Annotated in this window: 5 protein-coding genes and 1 pseudogene; all 6 read right to left on the minus strand. The window is 54.2% G+C overall.

The annotated features are described in order from the left end of the window. The coding region (locus ABX962_RS27985) for a DmsC/YnfH family molybdoenzyme membrane anchor subunit (RefSeq protein ID WP_372724389.1) at window positions 1-1,358 on the minus strand (1,358 nt) is incomplete at its 3' end. 2 nt (window positions 1,359-1,360) lie between these two features. Further along, entirely contained in the window at window positions 1,361-2,221 is an 861-nt protein-coding gene (locus ABX962_RS27990; RefSeq protein WP_372724391.1) for a GAF domain-containing protein, read from the minus strand. Beyond that, window positions 2,212-3,066 carry an ABC transporter ATP-binding protein gene (locus tag ABX962_RS27995; RefSeq protein WP_372724393.1) on the minus strand — a complete coding sequence of 285 codons (855 nt, stop codon included), beginning with the start codon at window positions 3,064-3,066 and terminating at the stop codon, window positions 2,212-2,214. Before ABX962_RS27995 ends, ABX962_RS27990 begins: the two co-directional genes overlap by 10 nt. Window positions 3,067-3,085: 19 nt before the next feature. Then, on the minus strand, window positions 3,086-4,033 hold the full coding sequence (locus ABX962_RS28000; RefSeq protein ID WP_372724395.1) for an ABC transporter ATP-binding protein: 948 nt from the start codon (window positions 4,031-4,033) through the stop codon (window positions 3,086-3,088). 56 nt (window positions 4,034-4,089) lie between these two features. Next, window positions 4,090-5,205, minus strand: coding sequence for an ABC transporter permease (locus ABX962_RS28005; RefSeq protein WP_372724397.1), 1,116 nt, complete (start codon window positions 5,203-5,205; stop codon window positions 4,090-4,092). Between the two features lie 269 nt (window positions 5,206-5,474). Continuing rightward, a pseudogene (locus ABX962_RS28010) lies at window positions 5,475-5,898 on the minus strand (nitrate ABC transporter substrate-binding protein); the annotation flags it as partial.

Consider the following 5,898-nt stretch of genomic DNA (forward strand, 5'->3'; position numbering starts at 1 on the left):
ATCGTGATCGCCACGCAAACAAAACGGCTTTCACCACTGAGGATTAAAATGGGCAGTACACTGATCGCTCCGGCAACCACGGCGGTTCCCATAAAGCGAATCAACGTTCGCGAGCTTCGCCAAATCTGCCGGCGCGTCGCGATGTAGATCATGGCACTGCTAAACAGCCCCGCCACGCCGACGATGATCGCCATCACGAGGGTTAAATTTGCAGCCCAAGCGGGGATCCACTGCGAAATCGATTGCGGTAGATAATCGCGAAACACCGGCATCCAATACAATGCGGTCGCGGCGGATAGCAATCCCATGTACTTGCCCAGCACGACGGCTTCGCGACTGAGCCAACTCGTTTTCAGCCCTAAAAAGACTCGCCACGCTCGCAGCGGTTGACCGAGGTGCAACGAGGCGATGTTCAATCCGACGCCGCCAATCAGCAGAGCAACAAGCAAAATGGATCGTGTGGCGATAACCGAATGATCGTGTCCCGAAACCCAAGCCAATGTCGCAGCGAAACGCTCGATGAAAATCATTCCCACTGAAACTTGGGTGGCCACCAACATCACCGCCAATGGCCAATGGCTTTCGGCCACATGATCCACCCCGATGTCTTGGGGTGCAGCGTTCTCTGCAAGATCACGGTATTCGGTGCGGTAGTTCGTTGTCGGTTTGGTGATCGTGGAGACGGGAGCGCCCGCTGCGAGACGATCATCGGCAGCGAATTCAGTTTCGGTGATGTTGACCACCGCAATCGAGATGGCTTCGTTTGGACACGCTTGCACACATGCGGGAGCTTCACCGGCGGACAAGCGTTGGTGGCACATGTCACATTTGCGGACGATCCCGAGACGCTCGCTGTACTGAGGCACCTCGTACGGGCACATCATCGTGCAGTATTTACAGCCGATACACTGGTCATCCAAGTGACGGACAATTCCCGTCTCTGGATCCTTTTCGTAGGCCTTGACGGGACATCCGCTCAAACATCCTGGGTCTTCGCAGTGATGACAGGCAGTGGTGACGTGCTGGATTCGCGGCGATTCAAGCTCACCAATCGTCAACGTACCGACACGCCGCCAACTTTCGTCTTCATCCAATCCGTTCATCGTGTGGCATGCGACCACACAGGCTTTGCAGCCACTGCATTGATCCAGATCGACGTCGAACGAGTATTGTTGCCCCGGCCCTGGCGGTGAAGCGGGCATTAGACTGCGGTAGTATCGTGCTTGCGCCGGTGCCACACTCGCGTCGCTGTCATGCGCGGAACTAAATTGTTCCACAGCCGAAAGCGACTGCTGCTCGGCCAGCAATTGCTCGACCAAGTCAGGTGACGACTGAACGATAGGGAGTGCGATGGACATGATTAAAACAACAACACAGTGACGCTGGTGATTGCGTCGGATTCATAAAATGGGATTGCAAGACATCCTTGGATTGGGGTGGCGTCCTCATCGAAGTGTCGCCCCGATCGCAAAATCGTTGGATTTTCCGACACCGTGGCTCCACCGTGCTCACACGCCAACGCGGGAATACCCGAGTTCGCTGGCATCGGAGTCCCGATCGCGAGTTCGATCGTCGAATCGGAGTAGCTGGCGGATTCAAGGGTGTAGCCGCCGTCCGCATCGGCTCGCCAAACTTCAAAGCCGCGCGCCATCGGAGTCGCTTTGCTGCTGAGCAACAGCACCGACGCGACGTAGTTTTCGCCAGCAACCGGAATTCCGATTGCCGTCTCCAAAGTCCCCGCACTTGCACCCGCCGCACGTAAGAACCCGGCGTGATTGGCGAGATCTTCGTGGATGATCGAACGCAGCGAATTCCAAACCTGCCCTGGTAATCCCGATCCTTTTTCAAAACGAACAAAAGACGAGACGTTCTGGAAGCGTGCCAAATTACCGTAAAAACCCGAGCTCAATGCAACTTCTTCGTGGATTCCCACCGGCGACCAGACTTCGAATACGCCTGGCGATTGGTCGTCTGCCTTGGTCGCCAAGACGACGATCGAAACAATGACCTCGCAGCGATGAACCGGAAATGCGATCGCCGCGCCGGGTGTCTCTTGTTGCAATGTGACCACGCGAGCGGTTCCGGTTTGCAGACACTCGTTTGCCAAACGATCGAGTTCGGATTCACCTTCGTTACCGACACAGCGGTTGTCATGGACATCGTAGGTGCGAACATCGCACAAGAATGCGTTGGAGAGCTGACTCGGTAGGACTAAGCACATACGGAATCCTCCTCGTTCACGTCTTCCGTCTTTTTGGCTTCATGCTCAGCAACCTCTTGCTTTAATTTCTTGTGGTCTTGTTCCTCGAGGAAACGAAGTAATTTTTCTCGGTAATCGTAGTACTCGGGGTGTTCGAGCACCTCGGTGCGAACACGAGGACGATCAAACGGAATGTCGAAAATCGCACCAACGGTCGCGCGGGGCCCATTGGTCATCATCACGACGCGGTCGCTCATAAACAGAGCCTCGTCCACATCATGGGTAATCATCATCGTGGTCACTTTGTCTCGCATCAGTATCTCAAGCAGAATTTCTTGCAACTCCATTCGTGTCAGCGAGTCGAGCATTCCAAACGGTTCGTCGAGTAAAAGCATCTTGGGTTTCAAAGCAAACGCCCGCGCAATGCCAACACGCTGTTGCATGCCTTGGCTTAGATCCGATGCACGCGTACGTAAGTTGTTGCCCAAACCGACAAGCGACAGGTAATACGCGGACAGATCGTGTCGCTGTTTCTTAGTCGCATGCGGGTAAACTTGGTCGACGCCCAAAAGCACGTTTTCAATCGCGGTCATCCAAGGCATCAAACATGGTGACTGGAACACGATTCCGCGATCGGGACCGGGACCATCAATCTCGTGATTCGCGACCACAACGCCCCCATCGGTGATATCGCAGAGCCCTGCGACCATCATCAACACCGTGCTCTTGCCACAACCAGAGTGCCCCAGCAGACTCGCGTATTCACCCTGCTTCATGTTCAAGTTAAAGTCTTCGACGATAACCGCAGGACCTTTCAGCGTGTCATACGTCTTGCCGAGACGAAACATTTCTACGTAGCCAGCCATTTTCTTTTCCGTTTCGTTATTACTTAGCCGGTGTATTGACGATCAAGCGATGTGGTTTCGTCAAACTGACAGGTTCGATATCGGGTAGTTCAAATTTGGGCGCAGTCGAAACAGCAGCTTCGTCGGAACGCGACTTCTGGCGAACGGCAACCAAGTAATTGGTCACGGCGTTTCGCAGCCCTTTAAAACGTTCGTTATGGTTGAGTGCCGATTTGTCACGCGGACGGTCGAGTTCGACAGTGAACATCGGACCTAGCGACGCTCGCGGACCTGGGTTCAAAGCAACGATCCGATCGGCGACCAAGATCGCTTCGTCGACATCGTTGGTGATCATCAAGCAGGTCTGACGCTCCTCTTCCCAAATCTTCAAAATCTCTTCTTGCAGCACGCTGCGGGTTAACGCGTCAAGCGCAGAAAGGGGTTCATCCAGCAGTAGGACTTTGGGTTTCATCGCCAACGTGCGTGCCAACGAGGTGCGCTGCCGCATACCGCCGGACAATTCATGGGGATGACGATGAGCCGCGTGAGAGAGCCCGACCATTTCGATGAACTTTTCTACGTGGTCGCGGCGTTCTCCTTTGCCCCACGCGCGAAACACACTATCCACCGACAACGCAATGTTGCCGCGAACGGTCAACCACGGCAGCAACGAGTAGTTCTGGAACACCAAACCGCGATCGGGCCCTGGGCCGGTGATCGGCTCACCTTCCATTAAAATTTCGCCACTGTCGGGTTGGATCAGCCCCGCCAACAATTGAGTGAAGGTGGTTTTCCCACTGCCTGAAAAACCAACAACCGCGAGAAATTCGCCTTCGCGGATATTCAGATTGATGTTTTGCAGGACTTCGTTACGAGTCACCCCACTGCCGTAGCCCTTCGATACGTTTCGCATCGTCAGGATCGGATTGGGCGGCGAGTTCTCCAGTCGTGTATCAATTGCTGGATCCGCAAGGATGGCGACGCTCATCGTTTCTCTCGTTCGTTCGTGAGTAAGGTCATCGGAAGAATAGGAACACGGGTGTCCTAGCCCGCGACCGGGTTTCCGAAACTAACCATGTTGCGTAAACAAATCATGATGCGATCAAGCACAAGTCCGATCAGACCGATGATCAAAACACTAAATGCGATACGTGCGTACGTGGTGCTGCTGCCGTTTTGGAATTCGTCCCAAACGAATTTGCCCAGCCCTGGGTTTTGAGCCAACATGTCCGCCGCGATCAGCACCATCCATCCGACACCGAGACTGATTCGTAATCCTGCGAACATCAGCGGCAAACTGGCTGGCAAGATGATCTTGAATAACTTTTGCGACCAAGTCAGCTTTAACACGCGAGCGACGTTCAGGTAATCCTTATCCACGCTGGCGACTCCAAGCGTGGTGTTAACAAGCGTCGGCCATAGCGAGCAAAGTGAAACGGTAACAGCGGAGATCAAGAATGCTTTCTCAAAAAACGTCTCACCCGGTTGTGAATTGCTGTATGCCCAAATGATCACGAGACTGGCCAACGGCAACCACGCCAGCGGGCTGACCGGTTTGAACATCTGAATTGCGGGTGTTAACGCGGCGTTGAACCAGGGGCTCATGCCACACAACACGCCCAGTGGAACCGCGATCAAGGTCGCGATGGCAAACCCAAAGAAGACGGTCTTTAGACTGGTAAAGATTTGGTCGATAAAAGTCGGAGCACTCGAGGGGATATAGTTTGCCGCTTGAAGTGCCTTCTTTTTGTAGATCAACGCGTTGGCGAGCAAGGTTTCCTTGTCGCTGGCCGATGCGGCGACCGCTTGATTTTCGAGCGACTTGGCTTGCACCATGAAACTGATCGCTTCGGCAAGCATTTCATTCTTTTTGACACGGTCTTCGGCGCGTTGTGCAAAGTGCATCGAAAACAAGTCGGCACCGGCTTGCCACGTCGCTGACGGACTTGGCAACTGCATGCTTTCGGTGACCACGGTTTTTGCCGCCAGCGACCAGGCGCCGACGAACAAGCCGATGGCGACGATCGGCAGCAAAACGAATTTCGCAATCCCTTTAAACTGCTCTTTGGGATCTTCGCCCGCAGCGAGTCGCACGAAGGGCTCGAAGATCGGCATCCCCGAGACGTTGCAAAGCTTTAAAGCGGTTCCACGCCAATTCATTTTTTCTCTCGATAACAGTAGTTGTGTGATGTAAATCTCGCTGATCGCTCCGCGAATCGTGCTCGACCCAGTGGATCTTGCTAAAGATCCGTTAGCTGGGCTTTTGGACACGATTCACTACGGCCAGGCCCAGGCTTGCACTGTCGCGATTCGATCCGCAACTGTGCGTCGGATCCGCCCCCCTCTCTCCCCCGCAACTGGCTACGTGGCGGGGGAGAGAAGACAGAAATGCCAAAATGAATCATCAACCGTGCTGCCACGGTTATTCGCTAAAGCTTTGTGGGCGGGGCATCAGCAGAGTCGCCGTCCTTATTGCCAATCACGAAGCTGTTGATATAGCCAATTGGATCACGAGCATCGTAGGTGTTGCCGTCGATGAATTCGTCGGTCGCCGGTCGATAGCCGTCATAGTCGCTCGCGGGAATTTCTTCCGTCGAAATCTTCCCTTCGGCCACCAGCATCGCAGCAGCCTTGCGGTAGATCTCAGGCTTGTAGACTTCTTTCGCGGTCTCTTCGTACCACTTGGCCGGCTTGCTTTCGGTGACCTGCCCCCAACGACGCATTTGGGTCAGGAACCAAATACAATCGCTGTAATGCGGATAGCTGGCGTGATGACTGAAGAACACATTAAAATCAGGCATCGGGCGAACATCGGTCTTTTGAAAGACAAAGGTGCCCGTCATGCTTTTCTTG

The organism is Novipirellula sp. (assembly GCF_041583735.1).
GTDB lineage: Bacteria > Planctomycetota > Planctomycetia > Pirellulales > Pirellulaceae > Novipirellula.

Coding starts and splice junctions, on each gene's coding strand:
- ABX962_RS27990 (WP_372724391.1), bottom strand. CDS start 2,221: ATGTGCTTAGTCCTACCGAGTCAGCTCTCCAACGCATTCTTGTGCGAT.
- ABX962_RS27995 (WP_372724393.1), bottom strand. CDS start 3,066: ATGGCTGGCTACGTAGAAATGTTTCGTCTCGGCAAGACGTATGACACG.
- ABX962_RS28005 (WP_372724397.1), bottom strand. CDS start 5,205: ATGAATTGGCGTGGAACCGCTTTAAAGCTTTGCAACGTCTCGGGGATG.
- ABX962_RS28000 (WP_372724395.1), bottom strand. CDS start 4,033: ATGAGCGTCGCCATCCTTGCGGATCCAGCAATTGATACACGACTGGAG.